This window comes from Streptomyces sp. NBC_01190 (assembly GCF_045039895.1).
Lineage (GTDB): Bacteria > Actinomycetota > Actinomycetes > Streptomycetales > Streptomycetaceae > Actinacidiphila.
Window position 1 is genome coordinate 1,875,413 of record NZ_CP108580.1, and the last position, 24,383, is coordinate 1,899,795.

General features: G+C 73.0%; 19 protein-coding genes and 1 pseudogene. 7 read left to right on the plus strand and 13 right to left on the minus strand.

Annotation, left to right across the window (positions count from 1 at the left end; genetic code table 11):
* Positions 1-861 (plus strand): deoxyribonuclease IV, encoded by an 861-nt coding sequence (locus OG519_RS07990; protein WP_405580504.1) that lies wholly within the window; start codon positions 1-3, stop codon positions 859-861.
* A gap of 122 nt (positions 862-983) precedes the next feature.
* On the opposite strand, the gene OG519_RS07995 is transcribed toward OG519_RS07990, so the two are convergent.
* Positions 984-2,333, minus strand: a complete 1,350-nt coding sequence (locus OG519_RS07995) for a class II 3-deoxy-7-phosphoheptulonate synthase (RefSeq protein ID WP_405580507.1) — start codon at positions 2,331-2,333, stop codon at positions 984-986.
* 233 nt (positions 2,334-2,566) lie between these two features.
* Here OG519_RS07995 and OG519_RS08000 point away from each other — a divergent pair, with 233 nt between their 5' ends.
* Both OG519_RS08000 and OG519_RS08005 read left to right on the plus strand, forming a co-directional pair.
* Positions 2,567-5,428 carry an N-acetylmuramoyl-L-alanine amidase gene (locus OG519_RS08000; RefSeq protein WP_405580509.1) on the plus strand — a complete coding sequence of 954 codons (2,862 nt, stop codon included), beginning with the start codon at positions 2,567-2,569 and terminating at the stop codon, positions 5,426-5,428.
* Between the two features lie 222 nt (positions 5,429-5,650).
* Positions 5,651-7,612 (plus strand): anthranilate synthase family protein, encoded by a 1,962-nt coding sequence (locus OG519_RS08005; protein WP_405580512.1) that lies wholly within the window; start codon positions 5,651-5,653, stop codon positions 7,610-7,612.
* A gap of 51 nt (positions 7,613-7,663) precedes the next feature.
* Here the strand turns inward: OG519_RS08005 and OG519_RS08010 are convergent, their stop codons facing one another.
* The 5 genes from OG519_RS08010 to OG519_RS08030 all read right to left on the minus strand — a co-directional run bounded on the left by OG519_RS08010 (position 7,664) and on the right by OG519_RS08030 (position 12,480).
* Positions 7,664-8,329, minus strand: a complete 666-nt coding sequence (locus tag OG519_RS08010) for a uridine kinase (protein WP_405580515.1) — start codon at positions 8,327-8,329, stop codon at positions 7,664-7,666.
* A 195-nt stretch (positions 8,330-8,524) separates the two neighbouring features.
* Complete coding sequence (locus OG519_RS08015; protein ID WP_405580518.1) at positions 8,525-9,553, minus strand: 6-phosphofructokinase; 1,029 nt, start codon at positions 9,551-9,553, stop codon at positions 8,525-8,527.
* A 69-nt stretch (positions 9,554-9,622) separates the two neighbouring features.
* Entirely contained in the window at positions 9,623-10,348 is a 726-nt protein-coding gene (locus tag OG519_RS08020) for a response regulator (protein WP_405580521.1), read from the minus strand.
* Positions 10,345-11,652 (minus strand): MacS family sensor histidine kinase, encoded by a 1,308-nt coding sequence (gene macS / locus OG519_RS08025; protein ID WP_405580523.1) that lies wholly within the window; start codon positions 11,650-11,652, stop codon positions 10,345-10,347. Before macS ends, OG519_RS08020 begins: the two co-directional genes overlap by 4 nt.
* 51 nt (positions 11,653-11,703) lie before the next feature.
* Complete coding sequence (locus tag OG519_RS08030; protein WP_405580526.1) at positions 11,704-12,480, minus strand: lysophospholipid acyltransferase family protein; 777 nt, start codon at positions 12,478-12,480, stop codon at positions 11,704-11,706.
* Between the two features lie 239 nt (positions 12,481-12,719).
* Between OG519_RS08030 and OG519_RS08035 the strand changes: the two genes are divergently transcribed.
* Together OG519_RS08035 and OG519_RS08040 are read left to right on the plus strand one after the other, a co-directional pair.
* On the plus strand, positions 12,720-13,505 hold the full coding sequence (locus tag OG519_RS08035; protein WP_405580529.1) for an alpha/beta hydrolase: 786 nt from the start codon (positions 12,720-12,722) through the stop codon (positions 13,503-13,505).
* A complete protein-coding gene (locus OG519_RS08040; protein WP_405580532.1) occupies positions 13,498-14,175 on the plus strand; it encodes a hypothetical protein in 678 nt (225 codons plus the stop codon). The genes OG519_RS08035 and OG519_RS08040 overlap by 8 nt, the downstream gene beginning before the upstream one ends.
* A gap of 368 nt (positions 14,176-14,543) precedes the next feature.
* On the opposite strand, the gene OG519_RS08045 is transcribed toward OG519_RS08040, so the two are convergent.
* The 6 genes and pseudogenes from OG519_RS08045 to OG519_RS08070 form a co-directional block, all read right to left on the minus strand.
* Positions 14,544-15,293 (minus strand): endonuclease/exonuclease/phosphatase family protein, encoded by a 750-nt coding sequence (locus OG519_RS08045; protein WP_405580535.1) that lies wholly within the window; start codon positions 15,291-15,293, stop codon positions 14,544-14,546.
* A 52-nt stretch (positions 15,294-15,345) separates the two neighbouring features.
* A complete protein-coding gene (locus OG519_RS08050) occupies positions 15,346-16,287 on the minus strand; it encodes an ROK family glucokinase (RefSeq protein WP_405580538.1) in 942 nt (313 codons plus the stop codon).
* Positions 16,288-16,341: 54 nt separating this feature from the next.
* A complete protein-coding gene (locus OG519_RS08055) occupies positions 16,342-16,755 on the minus strand; it encodes a DUF5304 family protein (RefSeq protein WP_405580541.1) in 414 nt (137 codons plus the stop codon).
* Between the two features lie 141 nt (positions 16,756-16,896).
* Positions 16,897-18,363, minus strand: a complete 1,467-nt coding sequence (locus tag OG519_RS08060; RefSeq protein WP_405580544.1) for an ArsA family ATPase — start codon at positions 18,361-18,363, stop codon at positions 16,897-16,899.
* A gap of 142 nt (positions 18,364-18,505) precedes the next feature.
* A pseudogene (locus OG519_RS08065) lies at positions 18,506-18,952 on the minus strand (SRPBCC family protein); the annotation flags it as partial.
* 133 nt (positions 18,953-19,085) lie between these two features.
* Entirely contained in the window at positions 19,086-19,847 is a 762-nt protein-coding gene (locus tag OG519_RS08070) for a metallophosphoesterase (RefSeq protein WP_405580547.1), read from the minus strand.
* Positions 19,848-20,054: 207 nt separating this feature from the next.
* Between OG519_RS08070 and OG519_RS08075 the strand changes: the two genes are divergently transcribed.
* Positions 20,055-21,851: an AMP-dependent synthetase/ligase gene (locus tag OG519_RS08075; protein WP_405580550.1), complete on the plus strand. Its 1,797-nt coding sequence runs from the start codon at positions 20,055-20,057 to the stop codon at positions 21,849-21,851.
* Between the two features lie 25 nt (positions 21,852-21,876).
* Here the strand turns inward: OG519_RS08075 and OG519_RS08080 are convergent, their stop codons facing one another.
* Complete coding sequence (locus OG519_RS08080) at positions 21,877-23,007, minus strand: glycosyltransferase family 4 protein (protein ID WP_405580552.1); 1,131 nt, start codon at positions 23,005-23,007, stop codon at positions 21,877-21,879.
* 117 nt (positions 23,008-23,124) lie between these two features.
* Between OG519_RS08080 and OG519_RS08085 the strand changes: the two genes are divergently transcribed.
* Positions 23,125-24,381 (plus strand): glycosyltransferase 87 family protein, encoded by a 1,257-nt coding sequence (locus tag OG519_RS08085; protein ID WP_405592557.1) that lies wholly within the window; start codon positions 23,125-23,127, stop codon positions 24,379-24,381.
* The last annotated feature ends 2 nt before the right edge of the window (positions 24,382-24,383 follow it).

Below are 24,383 nucleotides of genomic sequence, written 5' to 3' on the forward strand. Positions count from 1 at the left end.
ATGCCGGTACGCAATCCTGTCGGCGCCCATGTGCCGGTCGCCGGAGGCCTGGCGGCGAAGGGCCTGGCTTATGCGGCCCGGCTCGGCGCCGAGGCCGTCCAGGTCTTCGTGGCCAACCCGCGCGGCTGGGCCACCCCGCCGGGCGATCCCCGGCAGGACGAGCTGTTCCGCGCCGCCTGCGCCGAACGGGACCTGCCCGCCTATGTGCACGCCCCCTATCTGATCAACTTCGGCTCGCACACCGAGGCCACCGTCGATCTCTCGGTGCTCTCGCTGCGGCACTCGCTGCGCCGGGCCCGCGCGATCGGCGCGCTGGGCGTGGTGGTGCACACCGGCTCGGCGACCGGCGGCCGGGCCCGCGAGGTGGCGCTGGCCCAGCTCGGCGAGCGGGTACGGCCGCTGCTCGACGAGTTGACGCACGACGACGACCCGCTGCTGCTGCTGGAGTCGACGGCCGGCCAGGGCTTCTCGCTGTGCTCGCTCGCCGAGGAGCTCGGACCGTATCTGGCGGCGCTCGACGGGCATCCCCGGGTGGGGCTGTGCCTGGACACCTGCCATGTGTACGCGGCCGGGCACGACCTGGTGGCACCGGGCGGGGCGGCGCGGCTGCTGGACGAGATCGAGGCGGTGGCCGGGCCCGGCCGGCTGCGGCTGATCCACGCCAACGACTCCACGGCGGGGTGCGGCTCGCATCTCGACCGGCACGCCAACATCGGGGTGGGGCGGATCGGCCCCGACCCGTTCGGCGCGCTCCTGCGGCACCCGGCGACGGCGAACGTACCGCTGGTGATCGAGACGCCGGGCGGTCCGGAGGGCCAGGCGGCGGACGTGAAGCTGCTCAAGGAGCTGCGGGACGGCTGAGAGGGGTCCCGGAAGCCGCGGGCCGGCGCCGGGGGCAACGGACACCGCCGCGGAAAGCGGCGGGAGGCGCGGACCGAGGTGATCCACGACTCCCGGCCGGCGCACCGGGGCGCCGACGCCGCTCACTGCCCCCGGTACATCTCCGCGACCAGGAACGCCAGGTCGAGCGACTGGCTGCGGTTGAGCCGCGGGTCGCAGGCCGTCTCGTACCGCTGGTGGAGATCGTCCACGAAGATCTCGTCGCCGCCGCCCACGCACTCGGTGACGTCGTCACCGGTCAGCTCGACGTGGATACCGCCGGGATGGGTGCCCAGGCCGTGGTGGACCTCGAAGAAGCCCTTCACCTCGTCGAGCACGTCGTCGAAGCGCCGGGTCTTGTGGCCCGAGGCCGCCTCGAAGGTGTTGCCGTGCATCGGGTCGCTGACCCAGGCCACCCGCGCGCCCGACGCGGTGACCTTCTCCACCAGCGTCGGCAGTTTGTCGCGCACCTTGTCCGCGCCCATCCGCACGATGAAGGTGAGCCGCCCGGGCTCGCGGTCCGGGTCGAGCCGCTCGACGTAACTGAGCGCTTCCTCCGGGGTGGTGCCCGGGCCCAGCTTGATGCCGATGGGGTTGCGGATCCGGGCGGCGAACTCGATGTGCGCGCCGTCGAGTTGCCGGGTGCGCTCACCGATCCACACCATGTGCCCGGAGACGTCGTACAGATTGCCGGTCCGGGAGTCGGTGCGGGTCAGCGCCGACTCGTAGTCGAGCAGCAGCGCCTCGTGGGAGGCGTAGAACTCCACCGTCCGGAACTCGGCGGGGTCGCTGCCGCAGGCCGCCATGAAGTTGAGCGCGCCGTCGATCTCCCGGGCCAGCGCCTCGTACCGCTGGCCGGAGGGGGAGGACTTCACGAAGTCCTGGTTCCAGGCGTGCACCTGGCGCAGATCGGCGTAGCCGCCGGTGGTGAAGGCCCGCACCAGGTTGAGGGTGGACGCGGAGGCGTTGTACATCCGCTTGAGCCGCTGCGGGTCGGGGATCCGGGCCTCGGGGGTGAACTCGAAGCCGTTCACCGAGTCGCCGCGGTACGTGGGCAGGGTCACCCCGCCGCGGGTCTCGGTCGACTTGGAGCGCGGCTTGCTGTACTGGCCGGCGATCCGCCCGACCTTCACCACCGGCACCGAGGCGGCATAGGTGAGCACCGCTCCCATCTGCAGCAGCGTCTTCAGCTTGTTGCGGATCTGGTCGGCGCCCACGGCGTCGAACGCCTCCGCGCAGTCGCCGCCCTGGAGCAGAAACGCCTCCCCCTTGGCCACAGCGGCCAGCCGGGCGCGCAACTGGTCGCACTCGCCGGCGAAGACGAGCGGCGGATAGGAGGAGAGCTCGGCGAGCACATCGCGCAGAGCCTCGGGGTCGGGCCACTCGGGCTGCTGCGCCGCGGGAAGAGACTGCCAGGTGTTGCCACCGGGGTGGAGTTCTGCGTTCACGGTCACCCCCCAAGATTACGGGGTCGCGCGGACCGCTCAGCGCGACCGCCCAGTGGGTGAGACATGGCGTCCGGATGAACAGTGCCCGCCATGACGGTGGGGCAGACGTGCCCCGCCGCGGGAACCGTGGGGCCGGCTGCTAGCGTCATCGCTTCCCGGCGGACTCCGCCGACGGCAGAACAATCAAACGTCCGAGGTGGGGCGCGAGTGAGCGCCACAGACCCGTGGGGGGCACCCGTATGTCGCACAGCAGACGCAGCAGGCATCGCCGGGGTAAATCGCTGATCGCCTACGGGGCCGCCGCCGTGGTGCTGGCCGGCGCGGCCACCTACGGCACGATCGCGATCGCCTCGCCCTCTTCCGGCACCGACGCCAAGGCGACCGGCGCAAGTGCGCTCCAGGGCGACTTCGCCGCCGCCGCGAAGGAGTTCAAGGTCCCGCAGAGCGTGCTGATGGCCGTGTCCTACCGGCAGACGCTCTGGGACGCGCACGACGGCAGGCCGAGCACCACCGGCAACTACAACGTGATGGGGCTGACCCAGGTCAACCCGGGCGATGTGGCCGCGCCCAGCGCCGCCGTGGCGACCGACGAGCTCAACCAGAGCGGCGACCCGGCCAGGACCAAGCGCTTCCATCCGGACGCCGCGCTGCTGAGGAAGGCCGGCGCGGTCGACACCTCCGACCCGCGGCTGCACACGCTGGACAGCGCCGCCAAGCTGATCGACCGGTCGAGCGGTGACCTGCGCGACGACAGCAAGGAGTCGGTGCGGGGCGCGGCGGCGCTGCTCGCCCGGTACGAGAAGGACGCCTACGGTTCGCTGCCCGACGACGCGGGCCGCTGGTACCCGGCGGTCGCCCGCTACAGCCAGTCGACCGACACCCAGGGCGCCCAGCTCTTCGCCGACCGGGTGTTCGCGACGATACAGAGCGGCGCCGCCCGGACCACCGACGACGGCCAGCGGATCGAGCTGCCCGCGTCGCCCGGCGTGCGCGAGGTGAAGGTCGCCGACGCCCCGCTGGCCACCGCCGTTCCGACGGACACCGCCGCCACCCCGACGCCGCAGTGCCCCACCACACTGCACTGCAACTTCGTACCGGCCGCGTTCAAGCAGAACGGCACCGACAAGACCAACTACGGCAACTACGACGTCACCAACCGGCCGGACGGCACCAACGGGGCCGGCGACGGGGTGAAGATCGACTCCATCGTCATCCACGACACCGAGGGCACCTACGCCGGGGCGATCACCAGCTTCCAGGACCCGACCGCCTTCGCCAGCGCGCACTATCTGATCCGCGCCTCGGACGGCCTGGTCACCCAGCTCGTGCCGCTCAAGGACACCGCCTGGCACGCCGGCAACAAGACCACCAACATGCACTCGGTCGGCATCGAGCACGAGGGCTACGCGATCAAGGCCGGCAGCTGGTATTCCGAGCCGCAGTACGACTCCTCCGCGCAACTGGTGAAGTACCTGGCGACCAGGCTCGGCATCCCGCTGGACCGCGAGCACGTCTTCGGCCACGACGAGGTGCCGGGCCCGCTGAACACCTATGTGGCGGGCATGCACTGGGACCCGGGCCCCTACTGGGACTGGAACCACTACTTCTCGCTGCTCGGCGCGGCGACCGGGGCCGGCGGGGCCGGCGCCCCGCTGCGGGCCGGCCAGGTGATCCGGGTGGTGCCGCCGTACACCACGGCCAACCAGCCGGCGGTCAGCTACGGCGGGGTGGCCCAGGCGGCGCATCCGACCAATTTCGGCTACCTCTACGCGTCGCCGTCCACCACGGCCGCGCTGCTCAACGACCCCTATGTGCACACCAACGGCTCGGCCGGCACCACCGAGGGGCCGGACTGGGGCGACAAGGTGGTGGCCGGCGGCCGCTATGTGGTCGCGCAGCAGACCACCAACTGGACGGCGATCTGGTACGGCGGCAAGAAGGGCTGGTTCTACAACCCGGGCGGCCAGTTCAGCTCGGTGAGCGGTGCCCAGACGGTGCTCACCCCGGTCGCGGGCCGCACCTCCATCCCGGTCTACGGCCGCGCCTATCCCGAGTCGGCGGCGTACGCGGGCACGGACGTGCCGGTGCAGGCGTACAACGACGACAGCCTGACCAGCTACTCCATCCCGGCGGGCCAGAGCTATGTGCCGGCCGGTCCCGCGGTGAGCGGCGACTACTTCTACGCCGAGAACTTCGACAACAGCGCGCCCGGCGACCACACCCTGGTGACCGGCACCACGCAGTTCTACCCGGTGCGCTACAACCACCGGCTCGCCTATGTGAAGACCACCGACGTGGCCACGGCGACCTCGCTCGCCCCGCTGCCGACCGCCGGCCGGCACGACGTGGTGGGCCGTGACTCCTCCGGCGCCCTCTGGCAGCTCCAGGGCACCGGCGACGGCAGTACGGGCCCGACCGCGTTCCTCTCCCGCTACCGGATAGGCACCGGTTACCAGAAGTACAACCTGATGACCCCGCTGACCACGCTGAACGCGGACGGCACCGGCGACCTGGTGGTCCGGGACACCGGCGGCACCCTCTGGTACGTCAAGGGCAGCGGCCACCCGTCGGCCCCCTTCGCCACCACACCGGTGAAGATCGGCTCCGGCAGCACGTACAACATCGTCACCGGGATCGGCGACGGTACCGGTGACGGCAGGGCGGACTTCCTGGCCCGCGACACCGCGGGCAAGCTCTGGCTCTACCAGGGGACGACCAGCGCGACCGCGCCGTTCAGCGCGAGGGTCCAGGTCGGCTCCGGCTGGCAGAAGAACAACACGCTGGTCGGCCTCGGCGACGTCAGCGGCGACGGCAAGCCCGATCTGCTGGCCCGCGACACCTCCGGAAACCTGGTCCTCTACCGGGGCACCGGCAAGGCGACCGCGCTCTACTCCGGTGGGATCACGGTGGGTTCCGGCTGGCAGTCGGCCACCGCGCTGGTCGGTACCGGCGATGTGAGCGGTGATGGCAAGCCCGACATGGTCTCCCGCAGCAGCGGCGGCACCCTGACGCTCTACCGGGGCACCGGCGTGGCGACCAAGCCGTTCTCCGGCGGCCTGAACATCAGCACCGGATGGAACCAGTACAGCATCATCCTGTGACCACCTTCCGGACCGCTCGGACCGCTGATTCGCCTTTCCCGTGCGGTAGGGTCTGCCCATGACCACGCCGACGCACCAGACGCCCAACCGGAACTGGTGGTGGACCGCTCCTCCGGCGGCCCACTGATCGCGCGTACCGAACATCGCGAAGGCCGCCCCCAAGGGGCGGCCTTCGGCGTTTCCGGCCGGGCTGCCCCCAGGACTCCCCGGAAGGAACCCGCCGTGCCCCGCACCCCCGCCCAACCCCCCGCCCAGCCGACCGCCGCCGATCTGACGGCCCGCCTGCTCGCCCCCGGCTGCCCGCCGTTCGCCCTGCTGCACCGCAGGACGCCCGGCCACCCCGAGGGTGTCGTCGAGGTGCTGATCGGCCCCGTCGAGGAGGCCGGCCGGCTCACCGACATCGCGCTGCCCGCCGCCGCACCCGGGGCACCCGCCGCTCCCGGGGCCCCGGTGGTCGACGCCCTCGCCCTGATCCCCTTCCGGCAGATCCACGAGCGCGGCTTCGACGTCCGCGACGACGGGACCCCGCTGGTCGTGCTGCGGCCCGAGGAGTCGTACGCGCTTCCGCTCGCCGAGGTGCTGCCCGCGCTCCCCGGCCGGCGGGTTCGGGTCGAGGGCGGCGCCTTCGACGTGGATGACGCGGCGTACGAAGGCATCGTGCGGCGGGTGGTCGAGGACGAGATCGGCCGCGGCGAGGGCGCCAACTTCGTCATCCGCCGCACCTTCCGCGGCTCGGTGCCGGACTTCGGCCCGGACGCGGCGCTGGCCCTGTTCGGCCGGCTGCTGCGCGGTGAACGCGGCGCCTACTGGACGTATGTCGTGCACACCCCGGCGCGCACCCTGGTCGGTGCCAGCCCCGAGGTCCATGTGCGGATGTCCGGCGGCACCGTGGTGATGAACCCGATCAGCGGCACCTACCGCTATCCGGAGTCAGGGCCCACCGCCGGATCGCTGCTGGCCTTCCTCAACGACCCCAAGGAGGTGGAGGAGCTGACCATGGTGGTGGACGAGGAGCTGAAGATGATGGCCACGATCTGCGACCTCGGCGGGGTCGTGGTCGGACCGCGGCTGAAGGAGATGGCCCATCTCGCGCACACCGAGTACGAGTTGCGCGGCCGGTCCACCAAGGACGTACGGGAGGTGCTGCGGGACAGCATGTTCGCCGCGACCGTCACCGGCTCCCCGGTGCAGAACGCCTGCCGGGTCATCGAGCGCTACGAGCCCGGCGGCCGCGGCTACTACGCGGGCGCGCTGGCGCTGATCGGGCGGGACGCGGGCGGCGCCCAGACGCTGGACTCGCCGATCCTGATCCGCACCGCCGACATCTCCCCCGGCGGTGAGCTGAAGGTGCCGGTGGGGGCGACGCTGGTGCGCCGCTCGCAGCCGCGCTCGGAGGTGGCGGAGACCTACGCCAAGGCCGCCGGGGTGCTCACCGCGCTGGGCGTCCGGCCGGCGCCGGCCAGGGCCGCGGCGGGGCCCAGGCCCAAGCTGGCCGACGACATCCGGGTGCGCGCCGCCCTTGACGCCCGCCGGGCCGACCTGGCCCCGTTCTGGCTGCGGATGCAGACCGGGCACCCGGTGGACCCGGCGGCCCGGCCCGCACTGGTGGTGGACGCCGAGGACACCTTCACCGCGATGCTGGCCCATGTCCTGCGCTCGGTCGGGCACGCGGTGACGGTGCGCCGCTACGACGAGCCGGGACTGCGGGAGGCGGCGCTGAGCCACCCGGGCCCGGTGGTGCTGGGCCCCGGACCCGGCGACCCGGCCGACACCGCCGACCCCAAGATGCGTCTGCTGCGGGCCCTGGCCGCCGAGCTGATGGCCGGCCACCGCCACGGGCTGCTCGGGGTGTGTCTCGGCCATGAACTGCTCGCCGCCGAACTCGGCCTCGACCTGGTCCGCAAGGCGAATCCGGCGCAGGGCGCCCAGGAGAGCGTCGACCTCTTCGGCCGCCGCGAGACGGTCGGCTTCTACAACACCTTCACCGCCCGCTGCGACGCGGCCACCGCGGCGGAACTCGACCTGCGCCAGGTGGAGCTGAGCCGCGACCCCGGCACCGGCGACATCCACGCGCTGCGCGGCCCGGGGTTCGCGGGCGTCCAGTTCCACCCGGAGTCGGTGCTGACGCTGGGCGGTCCGGCCATCGTCGCCGAGCTGCTCGCCGCGGTGGTCGGCGCCGGCTGAGGGCGGTTCCGCGCCGACCGCCGACGCGCCGACCGGTCAGCGGCCGGCCGGTCACGCGCCGACCGGTTCCGCGCCGACCGGACCGACCGCACTGAGCGGCCCGACCGCACCGACCGTGCTCACGGCGGCCGGCCCGCCGAGGACCGGGCCGACCAGCCAGCGCACCCCGGCCAGCAGTTCGGCCTCGCAGACGGTGCCGTCGAGCACCAGATCCGCCCGGTCCCGGGAGGGGGCGACATACTCCGTATGCCGGTCCCTCCCGTGCGTCAGGTAGTTGCGCAGCGAGACACCCGGATCCTGCTGCACCGCGATCTTGCGCAGGATCTTGCGGGCCAGCCGGATGTCGTCGGGGGTGTCCACATAGATCCGCCAGGTCGCGCGGGCCACCACCGGCGCGAGGGTGAGGGCGAACAGGCCCTCCACCACGACCAGCCGGTAGGAACCCGCGCCGGCCATCGCGTCGATCGCGGCGGCCACCGCGGTCTCGTCGATGGAGCCGGGATGGTTCCAGTCCAGCGTCTCCGCGCCGGTCACGCTCAGCGTCCGTACCCCGCGCAGCGGATCGTGCGCGGGGACGTAGAAATCGTCCAGATGGATCAGACCGACACTCTCGTGGTGGTGCAGCGCCAGCGCATCGGCAAGCGTGGACTTGCCGGATGCGGTGCCGCCTGCGACCGCCAGTACGGGCGCGCTGCGCCCGCTCGCCACACCCGCCATACCGGGCGCTCCTTCGACGTGCTCAAGGGGTAAACGAAGCGGCCGGACAAGCCGGGTGCAGGGAGGATAGGACCCCGAGATCGTCTGCGGCAAGACATGTCGGTCACGGCACGGCCAAGAGAATGACACGTAATGTTCCGGCTGACCGCCGACCCGCCGAAGGCCGGACACCACCGGGCTGACGACAGGCCCTAGCTAGCCGAAGAAGACCGCGGCCTCCTGGTAGTCGGCCGGGTCGACGGTCTTCACGGCGGCGACCGCGTCGGCGATCTCCACCCGGACGATCCGGGTGCCCTTCAGCGCGACCATCTTCCCGAAGTCCCCGTCGCGTACCGCCTCGATGGCGTGCAGCCCGAAGCGGGTGGCGAGCCAGCGGTCGAAGGCGCTGGGGGTGCCGCCGCGCTGGACATGCCCGAGGACGGTGGTCCTGGCCTCCTTGCCGGTGCGCCGCTCGATCTCCTTGGCCAGCCATTCGCCGATCCCGGACAGCCGCACATGGCCGAAGGAGTCCAGCGTGCCGTCCTTGAGCACCAGGTCGCCGTCGCGCGGCATCGCGCCCTCGGCCACCACCACGATCGGCGCGTACCGGATCGTGAAGCGGCTCCGCACCCAGGCGCACACCTGGTCCACGTCGAACCGCTGCTCGGGGATGAGGATCACGTTGGCGCCGCCGGCCAGCCCGGAGTGCAGCGCTATCCAGCCGGTGTGCCGGCCCATCACCTCCACCACGAGCACCCGCATATGCGACTCGGCGGTGGTGTGCAGCCGGTCGATGGCCTCGGTGGCGATGTTGACCGCGGTGTCGAAGCCGAAGGTGTAGTCGGTGCCGGACAGATCGTTGTCGATCGTCTTGGGGACGCCGACGCAGGGGACGCCGTGCCGCGCGTGGAGTTCGGCGGCCACTCCCAGGGTGTCCTCGCCGCCGATGACGATGAGCGCGTCCACACCGTGGCTCGCCAGGTTCTCCTTGAGCCGGCGGACGCCGCCCTCCGTCGTGAGCGGGTTGGTGCGCGAGGAGCCGAGGATGGTGCCGCCGCGGGGCAGGATGCCGCGGACGGCGGGGATGTCGAGCCGTACCGTGTCCCCTTCGAGGGGGCCGTGCCAGCCGTCCCGGAATCCGATGAAGCCGTAGCCGTACTCCTGGACGCCTTTACGGACGATGGCGCGGATCACCGCGTTGAGGCCGGGGCAATCCCCGCCGCCGGTGAGAACTCCGACCCGCATGGGTGCTTCCCTTCGTCGCAAGCCAGCCGTGCCGGATGTGCAACCTCCGCCAAGCTAGCGTGACTTGGGTCACATGTCGCCGTCCCCGCGCACCTCGGTGCTCACGTCAAGACCCCGTTCGATCGCGTATCGGACAAGCTCGACGCGGTTGTGGAGCTGGAGTTTGCCGAGGGTGTTCTGCACGTGGTTCTGCACGGTCCGGTGCGAGATGACCAGCCGCTCGGCGATCTGCTTGTAGCTCAGCCCCTTGGCGACCAGCCGCAGCACCTCGGTCTCGCGCTCGGTGAGCCGGGGCGCCGCGGGTCCGTCAGAGGCCGCCGGGCGCGGCGGCTCGGCCGCCAGCCTGCGGTATTCCCCCAGCACGAGGCCGGCCAGCCCCGGGGTGAAGACCGGATCGCCGACCGCGGTCCTGCGCACCGCGTCCACCAGCTCGTCGCGGCCCGCGGACTTCAGCAGATAGCCGGTGGCCCCGGATTTGACCGCTTCCAGAACGTCGGCGTGCTCACCGCTGGCGGACAGCACCAGCACCCGTACGGCGGGGTCGTGGCCGACGACCTCCTTGCAGACCCGCGCCCCGGAGACGCCGGGCAGATTGAGGTCGAGGACCAGCACCTGGGGGCGGGCGGCGCGGGCCCGGCGGATCGCCTCCGGGCCGTCCCCCGCCGAGGCCACCACGTGCAGGCCCGCCTCGGTGAGGTCCCGGGCGACCGCGTCGCGCCACATCGGATGGTCGTCCACCACCATCACCGTCACCGGCTTCTCAGTGCCGCTCTCCCCGGCTGTACCGACCGTCATCGTTCGCCGCCGCCCTTCTCCTCGGTGCCTACCGTCCCGATCCGGGTCCGGGTACGTCGTTGGTCCGGTCCGTGTGACGCGCCGGCCGTAGCGGAAACGCCCGTCGTGTGGGATCCGGCGGGCCGCCGGGGCAGCCGCAGTTCGACCTCGGTGCCCTGTCCGGGCACCGAATCGAGTTCGGCGGTTCCGCCGAGGTCGCGCAGCCTGCCCCGGATGGACTGGGCGACCCCGAGCCGCCCTTCCCGTTCGGCGGCGGCGAGCCGGCCCTCGGCGATGCCGGGGCCGTCGTCCCGCACGGTCACCAGCACCGCGTCGGGCTCCTCCTCGACCAGGATCCAGGCCCGCGCCCCGGCGCCCGCGTGCCGGCGGACGTTGTCCAGCGCGGCGGCCACCGCGGCGGCCACTTCCGCGGCGGCCGCCGGGTCGAGGAGTACGGGGGTGGCGGGCGAGGAGACGGTGACGCCGGCGGAGGCGTGGGCGGCGAGCAGCGACCGCAGATCCAGCGGCCCGGGGGCGGCTCCACCGTCGGGAGCATCTGCCGCCGGGTCCCCGGCGGCCGCCGGCGCCGGTGGGACGCCGCTGATCAGCGCACGCAGCGCCGCCTCCTGCTCACCGGCGAGCGCGCCGAGTTCCGCGGCCTCGCCGCCGGCCTGCCGGCCCCGGCGCTGGACCATCGCCAGCACCTGGAGCACCCCGTCATGGATGTCGCGGGCCAGCCGCTCGCGCTCCCGGGTGGCCGCCTCGATCCGCAGCGCGTGCGCCAGGGTCCGCTCGCTGACCCGGGCGATGTCCACCACCCAGCCGATGGCGAGGCTGGCTATCCACACCAGCACCAGGTTGTGCAGGGTCTCCCGGCCGGGGGTGCCGCGTTCGGCCAGGTCGGCGGCGGCGACCAGCGCGGAGGCCAGCGCCGCCCAGCGCCACCCGCCCTTCACGGCGAAGGCCAGCACCGATCCCGCGGTCCAGATCGACGGCAGGGTGAAGGCCCCCGACTCGATCCGCGCCGGGTCGTCGACGAGTCGGGTGAGCAGGATGCCGCCGAGCGCCACGCTGAGATCGACGGCGAGAAAGGCCCAGGTGCAGCGCTCGGCGTTCCTGAGCCGGCCGAGGGTGGCCAGCGACCACCCGATGAGCACCGCGACATAGAGGGCGCCGATCAGCGGATGACGCAGTCCCCCGATCGCGTGGTCACCGGAGCCGATGTATAAGTGCGCGTAGAGGGCGGCGACATAGCCGCACGTCAGGACGCGGTAGGCGAGCAGGGCGCGCCACAGCGGCTGTTCCACGGACATCTTCGTGCTCATGGCGGCGCCCCCCGTGTCGCCCCGCGTCGGCCGGTCCCGCCCCGCCCGCCGTCAGGTACCCGATCGCTCCTGCGTCCTGTCGTCGGCGCCGGTCTTTCCGGTCCGCTTCTGTTCCTGGTCCTTCTCGGCCGCCGCCTTCGCGGCCTCGGCGATCTGGCGCTTGGCGGCGGTGGCGTAGATGTCGACGTATTCCTGTCCTGAGAGCTTCATGATCTCGTACATCACCTCGTCGGTGACCGAACGGAGGATGAAGCGGTCGCTCTCCATGCCGCGGTAGCGCTCGAAGTCCAGCGGTTTGCCGATCCGGATGCCGGGCCGGATGGAGAGCTTCGGCCGTACGGTGCCGGGCGGCTGCACCTTCTCGGTGTCGATCATCGCCACCGGGATCACCGGTGCGCCGGAGGCGAGCGCGACCCTGGCGAGACCGCCGGGTTTGCCCCGGTAGAGCCGCCCGTCGGGCGAGCGGGTGCCCTCGGGATAGATGCCGAAGAGCTCACCGCGCTCCAGCACCGCGAGACCGCTCTTCACCGCGGCCTCGCCGGCCCCGCGCGCGCCCGAGCGGTCGACCGGGACCTGGCCCACGCCCCGGAAGAAGGCGGCGGTCAACTTGCCCTTGATACCCGGGGAGTAGAAGTACTCCGCCTTGGCGATGAAGGTGACCTGGCGGTCGAGCACGGCCGGCAGGAAGAAGGAGTCGGAGAAGGAGAGGTGATTGCTCGCCAGGATGGCGGGGCCTTCGCTCGGGATGTTCTCGATGCCCTCCACCCAGGGCCGGAAGGCGGCCTTGATGGGATTACCGAGAACGATCTTCATCGCGCCGTAGAACAACCGATCCTCCTGTGAGCCGACGCACTGACCTTAACGCCAAGGGCGGCTGCCCGGTCCGCGGCGGTCCACGCGTCCGGTGGACGCGTGGACCGCGACGGACCGGTGCGGACCGGTGCGGAGCGAGCACAGCCGCGGTCCGGCACCGCCGACGGGGCTTACCGCCAGGTATCGGGTCCGCGTACGCTGAACTCCCGACCCTGCGTGTACCCCCGTACGCGCGTGCGAACAGGAGATCAACGGTGCCGCTCATGCCCGGAGCCGAACCGTACTTCCATGACGGCGGCGAGACCGGCGTCCTGCTCTGCCACGGCTTCACCGGCACCCCGCGGGCCATGCGCCCCTGGGGCGAGTACCTGGCGGCGCGCGGCCTGACCGTTTCCGTCCCGCTGCTGCCCGGTCACGGCACCCGCTGGCAGGACATGCGGATCACCGGGTGGCAGGACTGGTACGCGGAGGTGGACCGGGAACTGCTGGCGCTCTCCGACCGGTGTTCGCGGGTCTTCGTGGCCGGTCTGTCGATGGGCGGCACGCTGGCGCTGCGGCTGGCGGAGAAGCACGGGACCGCGATCAGCGGGCTCGTGCTGGTCAATCCGTCGGTGCGGGCCGACACCCCGGCGATCAGAGCGGTCCCGCTGATCAGGCACTTCGTGCCGTCGGTCGCGGGCATCGCGAGCGACATCGCGGCCGAGGGCGGCGATGAGATGGGGTACGACCGCACGCCGCTGCAAGCCGTGCACTCGCTGAGCAAGTTCTGGGGGATCGTCCGGGCGGCGCTGCCGCAGGTGACCCAGCCATTGCTGCTGCTGCGCAGCAGGGTGGACCATGTGGTGGACCCGGCCAACTCGGCGGTGGTGCTGAGCAGGGTGTCGTCCACGGACGTCACCGAACGGGTGCTGGAGCGCAGCTATCACGTGGCGACGCTCGACCATGACGCACCGCAGATCTTCGCGGAGTCCTACGACTTCGTGCAGCGGCTGTCCGCTTCGGCGGGCACGAAGGTCCAAGGGGGTACGGCCGGTGGCTGACCGCGAGGAAGAGGGGACCGCCCCGCAGGAGGAGCCGGCCCGGCCGCCGCTCGACGACGACGCGGCGTGGGCCGCGCTGATCGCCGGGTACGACGCGGAGCCGGAGCCGGGCGTCGAACCGTCCTGGCCGGAGGCGGAGAACGTCACGCCGCGCACCGACAACAACGACAAGAGCGGCAAGAACGGCAAAAACAGCAAGAACGGCAGGGATATCACCGACGTCGGTGATATCGGCGATTTCGGTGAGCTGGGCGACATCGGCGACCTTGGCGATGTCACGGATGTCACGGACGTCACGGATGCCAAGGACAGCCGGGACGGCAAGGACCCGGCGGCGCCGCCGCCACCCGCCAGCCGCACCATCGTCGTGCACCCGGTCATCTCGGGCCCGCGCAACTACGAGCTGGCCGAGGACGACGAGGACGAGCACTTCGTCCCGCCGGAGCCGCCACCGCTGCCCGACGCCGATGTGACCACCAAGTTCGCCTGGGTCGCGGTCATCGGCGGCCCGCTGCTGCTGCTCGCCTTCATCCTGCTCCAGATGGAACTCACCTGGTGGGTGGTCCTGGTGGGCCTCGGCGGCTTCCTCGGCGGCTTCGCCACCCTGGTGGCCCGGATGCGCACCGGCGAGGACGACGACGACCTGCCCGGCGGCGGCGCGGTGGTCTGATTCCTCGGTCCGCCGCGCACCACCCGGCGCCGGGGCGCCTCTCGGGCACCGTCCGGTGGCGGGTCGCGCGGAGATCGCGCCGGAGCTAGGCCGTGTCTGACAAATAGCGTCGTCCGCCCGCAGGGCGGGGCCCGCGGCGTCTGGTGCTCCCCCAGACTTCGTCCGGGGGTACCCCCAGATCGCAAGGGCGGTGGGGGCACCCCCAGCGGTAGCTGGGGGAGGTCGTCCTCGTAGTGGGCCTACTCGGACGACCCCGACAACGCAGCTGGGGGTACCTCCCAGCGTTAGCTGGGGGAGTGCGTGCCAGAGGCCGCGGGGCTGGGGGCACCTCCCAGCGGTAGCTGGGGGACGGATTTGTCAGACACGGCCTAGACCGCTGCCGGAACGCGGAGCGCCGCGAGGACCGGGAGGTGGTCGCTGGCGGCGAGCAGGTCGTCGCGGGTGACGCCGGGCAGGGCGTGCGGGACGCCGCAGCCGAGGACTTCGATCCCCGGGGAGGCGAAGACCGCGTCGATGCGCTGGTAGGGCCGCTCCGGGACCGAGGTGAACTCGCCGCCCCACGGCTTGGTCGCCCAGGCGTCCTGGAGCCGCTCGGCGAGCCGGCCGAAGGAACGGCCGTCCGGCCGGTCGTTGAGATCGCCGCCCACGATCGAGCAGGGCTCGCCGAGCCCGCCCAGGCGGTCGAGCAGCAGTCCTGCCTGCTCGTAGCGTTCCGCCGCGTCGAGGCTGAGGTGGGCGCTGACCACGGAGAGCCGGGCCCCGCCGATCCGCAGCACCGCGGTGGCCAGGCCGCGCTGGTGCAGCCCGGGGGTGTGCGGCAGCAGTACGTCCTCGGCGCGTTCGACGTGCGCCCGGAGCGAGGACAGGATCATCGGCCCGGCGGCGGAGGCGCCGCCGGTGACGTAGACCAGGTCGGTCGCCCCGGCGAGCCGCGCCGCCGCCTTGCGCCAGCGGAAGAACCGCGGGGCTTCCTGGACGAGCACGAGATCGGGGGCGCAGGCACGGATCACCCGGGCCAGCGCCGCCGTGTCGTCACGCATGGAGCGGATGTTGTAACTGAGCACACGGACGATCGCCGAGCCGTCGGGCTCGGTTACCGAGCCTGGCAGATTCTCCACGGTCACTCCGTACGCCCCGTCTCCGTCCGCTCCATCCGTTCCACCGGTTGTGTCAGCCCTGTCGGGCCAGGTCGGCTGCCCCGACAAGACCCGCCTTGCCGCCGAGTTGCGCGGCGAGGACCTGGGCGTGCGGCCGCCACTGCCCGCCGATCAGCCAGCGGCGGAAGGACTTGCGGATCGGGTCGAGCACCAACTCGCCCTCGTCCGACACCCCGCCGCCGACGATGAACGCCGAGGGGTCGAAGAGCGAGGCCAGGTCGGCCAGACCCGCGCCGGCCCAACGCGCCAGTTCCCGGAAGGAGTCGATGGCCACGAGGTCGCCCTGGCGGGCGGCCGCGCTGATGTGCCGGCCTTCGATGCCTTCCGGGGTGCCGTCGCCGAGGGCGAGCAGCACCGCGGCGTTCTCCGGGGTGGCGTGGGCCCGCTGCCGTGCGTAGCGGACCAGCGCGCGCCCGGAGGCGTACTGCTCCCAACAGCCCTGGCTGCCGCAGCCGCAGAGCAGACCGTCGGGTACCACCCGGATGTGGCCGAATTCGGCGGCCACCCCGAAGCGGCCGCGCCGCAGCTTGTTGCCGATGATGATGCCGCCACCCAGACCGGTGCCGAGCGTGATGCAGATCACGTCCGAGTGGCCCTGTCCGGCACCGAAGCGATACTCGCCCCAGGCCGCCGCGTTGGCGTCGTTCTCCACCACCACGGGTAGTTCGACGCGCTGTTCGACCTTGTCCTTGAGCGCTTCGTGCCGCCAGTTGATATTGGGCGCGAAGAGGACGGTGGCCCGCTTGTCGTCGACGTAGCCGGCGGCGCCAACGCCGACGGCTTCGATCGAGTGACCGGTGCTGACCTGGCGCACTGCCTCCACGATGGCGTCGACGACGCCCTCGGGAGTCGACGGTGTCGGCACCTTGACGGTCTCGAGAATCGAGCCTTCCTCGTCGACCACTCCGGCCGCGATCTTGGTGCCGCCGATGTCGACGCCGATGGTGAGTCCCATGTGTCCCTCAGTTTTCGGTCGATCCCCGCTAAGAGAACCGTACCGGAGGAGGGGTCAGTCGAGGTCGATGTGTTCAGCGGTTGAACGCTTGGTGCTGTCTTCCGAGGTCCAGCGGGCCTCCGCCCGGGTCACCGCGGAGCGGTAGGCGGCCAGCAGTTCGGCCCCCGCGGCGCTGAGGTGGTCGAAGACGTCGGGGTTGCGCTCCACGATGGGTTCGACAACGGAACGCACCTGCGAGATGACACTCTCCGCGGCCATCTGGACGGCCGGGTTCCCCAGCGCCCCCAGCCGCTCCGTGACGGCGTCGCCGACGGCCTCCGCGAGCCGGCGCAGTTCCTCCCCCGCGCTCCCCGCGCCACCCGGTCCCTGGCCGCCCTCGGCCCGCCGGCGGGCGTGCTCGGCTGCGATGTCCTCCGCGCTGGCCTTGGCCCACGCGTCGGCGTCAGGACGGTCCGTGGCTTCGCTCATGATCCGCTCCAAACGGGCGCTCCGGGTGTTTGCCGCTCTTTTTGCCTCGGCTCCCCTTCGACGTTACCCGACCGGCCCGCCGAACGGCCCGCGCGGGAACCGGGTCAGGGCACCCGGGGCGGGTCGGCGCGGTGCGGCCGGTCAGCGCGGCCAGAGATCGGGATCGGGCGCGAAGCGCACCCGCAGGGCCCCGTCCCGCAGCGCCGCGCCCGCCACCGCGCAGCGGCGCAGTGCCGAGGGCAGCGGCACGATCCGCCGGAACCCACCGGCGTCCACCACGAGTTCGTCGCCGCGGCGGACCAGGTCAAGGCCCTGCCGGCCGGCGCCGGGCAGCGGCAGCGTCCAGACGAACTGCCCCTCGTCGGCGAGCCGTTCGGTCACCGTCCAGGGCTCGGCGGGCCGGTCCTCGGCCGCCGGCACGGCGACGGCGAGCTCGGCCGGGTCCTGGGGTTCGCGCCCCAGGTGCGGGAGTTCGAGCAGCGGTACGCCGTCGGCGGCGCACTGGTCGGCGAGCGCCTTGAGATGGTCCTGCTGGCGGCTGGAGAGGCCGGCCAGGAACGGGTCGGTCGCCGGGGTCGCCGACGTGGCGGACGGCGCCGGGGCGGGCAGCAGCCGGTTGGCGACGACGGCGGCGAGCCGGTGGCCGTGGAGCGCGAGTCCGGTGCGGGCCGTGCGCAGCGTCCGCTCGGCGGCGGGACCGGGCTCGACCACGACCGCCACGGCGGTGTCCTGGGCCTCGATCACCGCCTGGACGGCGGCGAGTTCGCGATCGGCGCGGGCCGCGGCCGCGTACGCCCACTCGGCGGGCATCGGCACCCCGGCGAGCTGCGCGAGCACCGGCCGCAGCGCGCGGGCCGCCTGCCGGTCGGCGGGCAGCAGCCGCCACAGGTACCGGCGGAGCTGTTCCGGCAGGGCCAGCAGCGAGATCGCCTCCCGCACCGGTGGCAGGTCCACCACCACCAGGTCCCACGGGGAGCCGTCCCCGGTCACCTCGGCGCGGCGCAGCACCCGCAGCAGCGCGAGCGCCTCCGCGCCGGGCAGCGCGGTCAGCTCCTCCGGGTCGAGCGGCGCCGCCCCGAGCAGCCCCAGCACGCTGCCGAGCCGGTCCTGGAGGTCGAGCATGCCGTCTCTGAAGGCGTCCGCGCTGTCGACCACCGCGACATACAGCCCGTCGACCCCGCCGACCACCTGCGCCCCGACCACCCCGGTCACGAACGCGTGCCCGGATCCGGGTCCGCCCGCCCGGCCACGCCGGCCCGAACCCGCCATTCCCGCGTCCCCAGCGCCCTCAGAAGCCCCCGGGCCGCGCGAGACCGCACCCGCCGGCTCTCCGGCGCCCGGCGGCGCCCCTGCACGGGCCCCAGCGGCCCCGGTGGCGGCCGACCGGTCCGGATGCCCGGGACCGGCCGCCCCGGCGGCCCCCGCGCCGCCCGAGGGCCCGCGCCGGGCGGACCCGGCGGCCAGCAGCGCCTCGACGCCCTCGCGGTCGCCGGTCACCAGGAGAACGCGGTCGCCGGCGCGGGCGGCGCGGGTCGCCGTGGCGGCGGCGACGGTGGTGCGGCCGGCGCCGGGGGCGCCGGTGACGAGCAGCGTGCGTACCGAGGCCACGCGGTCAGACCGACTCGCCGGTCTTGCCGGCCGTCCCGGCGGGGTCCGCCGCGTCATCGGTGCCGGGCGCCACCGGCTCGCCCGCCGTGCCGCCCGGCGCCGGATCGGCACCCGAACCGCTCGCGCCGGGCTCTGCCGCCGCCGCTTCGGGACCCGACTCGACCCGCTTCTTCAGCCCCGCCAGCGCCCGGTCGATGATGACCTTCTCCGCCTTGCGCTTGATCATGCCCAGCATCGGGATCTTGACGTCCACGGTGAGCTGGTAGGTGACCTCCGTACGGGCGCCGCCGTCCACCGGCGCGAGCGCGTAGGAGCCGTCGAGGGTGCGCAGCATCTGGGACTTCACCAGCGACCAGCGCACCTCGTGCGCGCCGATCCAGCGGTAGGCGAGGGTGTGGTCGTCCTTGATGGCGCCGGCGTCCAGCAGCAGGCGGACCTGCTCGGCGCGGCCGTCCTCGTCGCGGCCGAGGACCTGTGCCTCCTTGACCTCACCCGTCCACTCCGGGTAGCGGTCGAAGTCGGCGATGACCCCCATGACGGCGTCCGGCCCCGCTTCGATCGTGATGCTCGACGTCGTGTGTTCCGCCATCGCCCTGGCCTTCCTGAAACGGTGCTGCTGGCTGCGGGTGAAGGCTACCGCGCCCCCGGCGCGCCGGTCCGCACCCGCCGCGGGGCGGCAGCGGCCCGCACCGGGGCGGCCGGCCGGCGCCGGGCGGAGCCCTTCACCACTCCAGCACCCAGGGGGTGTGCGTGTGGTTGAAGTGGCCGACGTTGACGCATTCGGTACGGCCGATCCGGGTCCTGGCCACCAGCGGCTGATGGACATGGCCGAAGAGCGCGTACTTCGGCTGGGTCGCGTGGATGGCGTCGAGGAGCGCCTGGCTGCCGCGCTCGAAGCGGCGGGCGACGGTGTCGTAGCAGAGGTCGGGGACGGCGGGCGGGATGTGCGAGCAGAGCACGTCCACCGGGCCGAGGGCGGCGACCTTGGCGGCGTAGTCGGCCTCGGTGACCTCGTAGGGGGTGCGCATCGGGGTGGGCAGGCCGCCGCCGACGAAGCCGAAGACGCGGTCGCCGATCCGCGCGGTGGCGCCGTCCAGCACGGTGGTGCCGGGCCGGGCGTACTGCGGCCAGAGGCCGGGGATGTCGACGTTCCCGTAGGTGGCGTAGGTCGGGGTGGGGAAGGCGGCGAAGAGTTCGGCGTACTGCTTGCGGACGGCGCCCTCGATGACGGCCCGTCGGTCGAGTCCCGCCCACAGTTCGCGGTCGAGGTCACGGACCTCGTCGAAGCGGCGGGCGGTGCGCAGTGCCACGATGCGGTCGGCGTTGGCGACACCGAAGAGGTCGGGGAAGATGCCCCGGGAATGGTCGCCGTAGTCCAGGAAGAGCACCAGGTCGCCGAGGCAGACCAGGGCGTCGGCGCCCTCACCGGCCCGGGCCAGCGCCTCGGTCGCTCCGTGGACGTCACTCACCACATGCACCCGCATAGGTCCACATTATCGCCGACCCGGCACGGCGACCACGGGCTCTTGGACTACTGTGCGCGAAGCGCTTACAGCGTTTCCGCCTGCTGTGTGATGCTGAAAACATCTGCTGTGGCCCCTCTACCGCCGGAGCCTTACCGATGGGTAACGTCCACGCCGTCCATCACCTTCCCTCCGGGTGCGCCGTGGCACCGATGAGGAGCAGTCGCCTTGCGTGAGTTCAGCCTTCCGGCCCTGTACGAGGTCCCCGCGGACGGCAACCTGACGGACCTGATCCGGCGCAACGCCGCTCAGCATCCCGACACCCCCGTCATAGGACGCAAGGACCCCGCCGGCGGCTGGACGGACATCACCGCGGCCGGCTTCCTCGCCGAGGTCCGCTCCGCCGCCCGGGGTCTGATCGCCTCCGGGGTGCAGCCGGGCGACCGGGTGGCCCTGATCTCCAGGACCCGCTACGAGTGGACGCTGCTCGACTTCGCCATCTGGAGCGCGGGGGCGGTCACCGTCCCGGTCTACGAGACCTCGTCGGCGGCACAGGTGGAGTGGATCCTCGGTGACTCGGGCGCGGTCGCGGTGGTGGTCGAGTCCGAGCGCCACGAGAGCGTGGTGGAGGCGGTACGCGAGCGGCTGCCGCAGCTCAAGCACGTCTGGCGGATCGACACCGGTGTGGTGGCGGCGCTCCGGGCGGCCGGCACCGACATCTCCGACGCGGTGCTCGACGAGCGGTCGGGCCACGCCAGCGCCGACACCCCGGCCACCATCGTCTACACCTCGGGCACCACCGGCCGCCCCAAGGGCTGCGTGCTGAGCCACCGCAGCTTCTTCGCGGAGTGCGGCAACGCGGTGGAGCGGCTCCGCCCGCTCTTCGTCACCGGCGAGAACTCGATCCTGCTCTTCCTGCCGCTGGCCCACGTCTTCGGGCGGCTGGTGGAGGTGGCCGCCGTGATGGCGCCGATCCGGCTGGGGCACGTGGCGGACGTCACGTCGCTGACCGAGGACCTCCAGTCGTTCCGGCCGACGATGATCCTCGGGGTGCCGCGGGTCTTCGAGAAGGTCTACAACACGGCGCGGGCCACCGCCCAGGCCGGCGGCAAGGGCCGGATCTTCGACCGGGCGGCGGCCGTCGCGACCGCGTACAGCAAGGCGCTCGACACCCCGTCGGGTCCCGCGCTGCGGCTGCGGCTTGAGCACCGGCTCTTCGACCGGCTGGTCTACGCGAAGCTGCGGGCGGTGCTCGGCGGCCGGGCCACCCACGCGATCTCCGGCGGCGCCCCGCTCGGCGAGCGGCTCGGCCACTTCTACCGCGGGATCGGCTTCACCGTCCTGGAGGGCTACGGGCTCACCGAGTCGTGCGCGGCCACCTCCTTCAACCCCTGGGACCGGACGAAGATCGGCACGGTCGGCCAGCCGCTGCCCGGCTCCACGGTACGGATCGCCGACGACGGCGAGGTGCTGCTCTACGGCGAGCACCTGTTCTCCGGCTACTGGAACGACGAGGCGGCCACGGCCGAGGCGATGGCCCACGGCTGGTTCCACACCGGGGATCTCGGTTCGCTCGACGAGGACGGCTATCTGACCATCACCGGCCGCAAGAAGGAGATCATCGTGACGGCCGGCGGCAAGAACGTCGTGCCCGCGATGATCGAGGACCGGATCCGGGCGAACGCGCTGATCGCCGAGTGCATGGTGGTCGGCGATCAGCGCCCCTTCGTGGCCGCGCTGATCACCCTGGACGAGGAGTTCCTGCCGCGCTGGGCCGAGCAGCACCGCAAGTCCGGCCGCACCGCGGCCGAACTCGCCGATGACCCCGACCTGCTGGCGGCGGTCCAGCGCGCGGTGGACACCGGCAACGAGGCGGTCTCCCGGGCCGAGTCGATCCGCAGGTTCACCGTGCTGACCGGTCAGTTCACCGAGGCGTCGGGCCATATGACACCGTCGCTGAAGCTGCGGCGCAATGTCGTGCTGGCCGACTTCGCCGACGAGATCGAACTCCTCTACGCGCGCTGAGCGCGCCGGCCGGGCCGCGCCGCGGTCACAGCAGCCGCCGCAGCCGGTCGGCCAGCAGGTCCCAGCGCCAGGACTCCTCGATCCAGCGGCGGCCCCGATCGCCCATCCGGCGCCGGAGTTCGGGGTCGCGCAGCAGGGTGAGCACGCGGTCCGCGGCGAGTTCGGGGGAACCGCCGGGGACCACCCAGCCGGTCTCGCCGTCCAGGACCGCGTCGGGGGCGCCGCCGGAGTCGCCGGCCACCACGGGCAGGCCGGTCGCGGACGCCTCCAGGTAGACGATGCCGAGGCCCTCGACGTCCAGCCCGCCGCGCCGGGTCCGGCAGGGCATCGCGAAGACGTCGCCGGCCCCGAAGTGGGCCGGCAGTTCGGCGGCGGGCACCGCGCCGGTGAAGACGACCGACGCCGCGACCCCGGTGCGCTCGGCGAGCCGCTCCAGCTCGCCGCGGTACGGTCCGCCGCCGACGATCAGCAGCGCCGCGCCCGGCTGTTCGCGCAGGATCCGCGGCATCGCCAGGATCAGCGTGTCCTGCCCCTTGCGCGGGACCAGCCGTGACACGCACACCACCACCGGCCGGTCGCCGAGGCCGAGCGCCGCCCGCACCACCGCTCCTCCTGAGCCCGGGTGGAAGGTCTTCTCGTCGACGCCGGGTGGCAGTTGGACCATCCGGCCGGCCGCCGCCGGGGTCAGCGCGGCGGCGATCCTGGCGCGGGTGTACTCGCCGAGATAGGTGAGGGTGTCGGTGCCCTCGCCGATCCTGCGCAGCAGTTGGCGGCCGGCCGGCAGTTGCGCCCAGCCCGCCTCGTGGCCGTGGGTGGTGCCGACCAGTCGCCGCGCGCCCGCTTTCCGCAGCGCAGGCGCCATCAGGCCGAGCGGCGCCGCGGCTCCGAACCACACCGAGGTACAGCCGTGTTGGCGCAGCAGTTGGGCGGCCCTGCGGGTCGCCCGGGGGGTGGGCAGCAGCATCTTGGCGCGGTCCCGCACCACCGGGAAGGGCTGTTGGGCGTCGAACCGGGCGGCCTCCGCGCCGTCCTGCCAGGTCGAGGCGTAGACCACGACCTTTCCCGGGTCCAGGCGCAGCGCCATGCTGTGCACGAAGGACTGGATGCCACCGGGCCGGGGCGGGAAGTCGTTGGTGACGATCAGGGTCTTGTCCATCGCCGTCGACACTACCCTCCGGGCCCCCGGAGGCCCGGATCGCCCGGCGGGCCCGGTTCACCCGGCCGGCCGCGCGGGCCGCGTCCGTCCGGGGCCGCGGCGCCCGCGGCCAGCATGATGCGTGACGTGAGGAATACCCGTATCGGCGAGCTGGGCCGGGCGGTCGCCGGGTGGGCGGCGACGCGCGCCGTGCTGCTGCTCTGCGTCTTCCAGGTGGTCCGCTTTCCCGGCCAGGTCGTCCTGCACGACGTGGCCGGTGTCTACGCGGGCTGGTATCCGGTGCTGCGCGGCGGCTCCTTCCCGGTCGGCGACGTGACGTGGCAGTACCCGCCGGGGGCCGCGGCGGCGCTGGTGGCGCCGGCCGCGGTGCCGTTCCTCGGTTATGCGTCGGCCTTCTTCTGTCTGGCGCTGCTGGCGGACGCCGTGGTGCTGGCCGCGCTGCTCCTGGCCGGGCGGCGGCCGGGCCGACCGGCCGGGGCGTGGGTGTGGGTGGTCGGCGTCGCGCTCGCCGGTCCGATCGTCTACGCCCGCTACGACGTGATGGTGACCGCGGTGGCGGTGCCCGCGCTGCTGCTGCTCCGGCGCCGTCCCGCCGTCGCGGGCGTACTCGCGGGGATCGGCGCGCTGCTCAAGGTGTGGCCGGTGCTGCTGCTGATCGGGGCGCCGCGCGGCCGGGCCGCCCGATGGGCCTGGCTGTCGGCGGTGGGCACGGCGGCGGCGGGGGCGGCGCTCTTCGCGGTGACGATGAGGGGCGCCTTCTCCTTCCTCGCCGGCCAGCGCGACCGCGGCACCGAGGTGGAGTCCCTGGGCGCGCTCGTCTTCCACCTGGGGCGGCATCTGGGCTGGCGCGGCCGGGCCACGATGCACTACGGCTCGGTGGAGTTCCTCGGCCCGTATGTGGGCGCGGTCAGCGCGGCGGCGCTCGCGCTGAGCGCGGCGGCCTGCGGCTGGCTGGTGTGGTGGCGGCTGCGGGCCCGTACGTTCGCCGCCGCGACACCGTACGACGCGGGGTTCGCCGCGCTGCTGGTCTTCACCACGACGTCCCGGGTGATCAGCCCGCAGTACATGGTGTGGCTGGTCGGGGTCGGCGCGCTGTGTCTGACGGCGCGGGGGACGGTGCAGCGGCTGCCGGTGCTGCTGACTTTGGCGGCGGTCTTCCTCACCACCCTGGAGTTCCCGGTGTTCTTCGCCCATGTGACGCGCAGCGACGGCTGGGGGGTGTCGCTGCTCGGCGCGCGCAACGCTCTGCTGGTGGCCGCGTCCGTGCTCGCCTGCCGCCGGCTGTGGAGCGCGACGGTCCCGCCGCGGGGCAGCGCCGCCCCGGGCGCCGGGGCGGCGGCCGAGGCGCTCGGCGGCCCGCTCACCACCGCCTGACC

What these genes read in the sequence shown, in the direction of transcription:
- OG519_RS08050 (WP_405580538.1), bottom strand. Translation starts at nt 16,287, where the DNA reads ATGGGACTCACCATCGGCGTCGACATCGGCGGCACCAAGATCGCGGCC.
- macS (WP_405580523.1), bottom strand. Translation starts at nt 11,652, where the DNA reads ATGAGCACGAAGATGTCCGTGGAACAGCCGCTGTGGCGCGCCCTGCTC.
- OG519_RS08080 (WP_405580552.1), bottom strand. Translation starts at nt 23,007, where the DNA reads ATGGACAAGACCCTGATCGTCACCAACGACTTCCCGCCCCGGCCCGGT.
- OG519_RS08085 (WP_405592557.1), top strand. Translation starts at nt 23,125, where the DNA reads ATGCGTGACGTGAGGAATACCCGTATCGGCGAGCTGGGCCGGGCGGTC.
- OG519_RS08055 (WP_405580541.1), bottom strand. Translation starts at nt 16,755, where the DNA reads ATGAGCGAAGCCACGGACCGTCCTGACGCCGACGCGTGGGCCAAGGCC.
- OG519_RS07990 (WP_405580504.1), top strand. Translation starts at nt 1, where the DNA reads ATGCCGGTACGCAATCCTGTCGGCGCCCATGTGCCGGTCGCCGGAGGC.
- OG519_RS08010 (WP_405580515.1), bottom strand. Translation starts at nt 8,329, where the DNA reads ATGGCGGGTGTGGCGAGCGGGCGCAGCGCGCCCGTACTGGCGGTCGCA.
- OG519_RS08020 (WP_405580521.1), bottom strand. Translation starts at nt 10,348, where the DNA reads ATGACGGTCGGTACAGCCGGGGAGAGCGGCACTGAGAAGCCGGTGACG.
- OG519_RS08015 (WP_405580518.1), bottom strand. Translation starts at nt 9,553, where the DNA reads ATGCGGGTCGGAGTTCTCACCGGCGGCGGGGATTGCCCCGGCCTCAAC.
- OG519_RS08000 (WP_405580509.1), top strand. Translation starts at nt 2,567, where the DNA reads ATGTCGCACAGCAGACGCAGCAGGCATCGCCGGGGTAAATCGCTGATC.
- OG519_RS08070 (WP_405580547.1), bottom strand. Translation starts at nt 19,847, where the DNA reads ATGCGGGTGCATGTGGTGAGTGACGTCCACGGAGCGACCGAGGCGCTG.